The organism is Vibrio sp. 03_296, assembly GCF_002265885.1.
In genome coordinates this window covers 1-583 of record NZ_NPKW01000466.1, presented here as the reverse complement: position 1 = coordinate 583, position 583 = coordinate 1, and the positions used below count along the sequence as shown (strand labels likewise).

1 pseudogene is annotated in these 583 nt (G+C 40.0%); it reads right to left on the bottom strand.

Going from position 1 to position 583, the window contains the following annotated elements:
- Positions 1-190 (bottom strand): annotated as a pseudogene (locus CIK04_RS25435) (hypothetical protein); the annotation flags it as partial.
- Between the last annotated feature and the right edge of the window lie 393 nt (positions 191-583).

Here is a 583-nt window from a genome sequence, read left to right as displayed (position 1 = left end):
TATTATTAAAATTAATACTTGTTATTCTTTTCTTAATGTCATCCGCTACGCGGCCAATTACTTTTATATCTTGTTCTGATACTTCAACCGTCGAGTTGCCAAACACGACTGCTAACTTGTTTGGTAATCGTTGAACGTGGTTGATGGACAGACGCCCATTCATATCAACCAAGTACGTGCCGCCTACTGCTTGGTAAATAGACTTTCTTCCCACATATTGGGCTGGTCGAGTTGGGTGCTGGTGTACTTCCATATACGGTTAATAATTCCAAACTAAAACAGCGTTGTGAGTTGAAACACGAACGCCAACTCTTAAATATTCAATGAGTTGGAAGGATATCATTATGCTTTCATATCAAATAGTATTTATTGCGTCTTTTATGACTTATGAGACGTTTTCTCTGGCTTAAGCCGTCGTGGATTAATGAGCCCCAAAACGAGATGTGTTCAGATGAATCTGACAATAAAGCCACCGCCGAGTTTATAAATCTAAGTTCTCTTTAACTCGCAAACGTTTTGTTATCGCGATTGGTCGATAACTTGCGCGTGGTCGTCTATCGAGTCGAGTGTTTTTGCTAAGCGA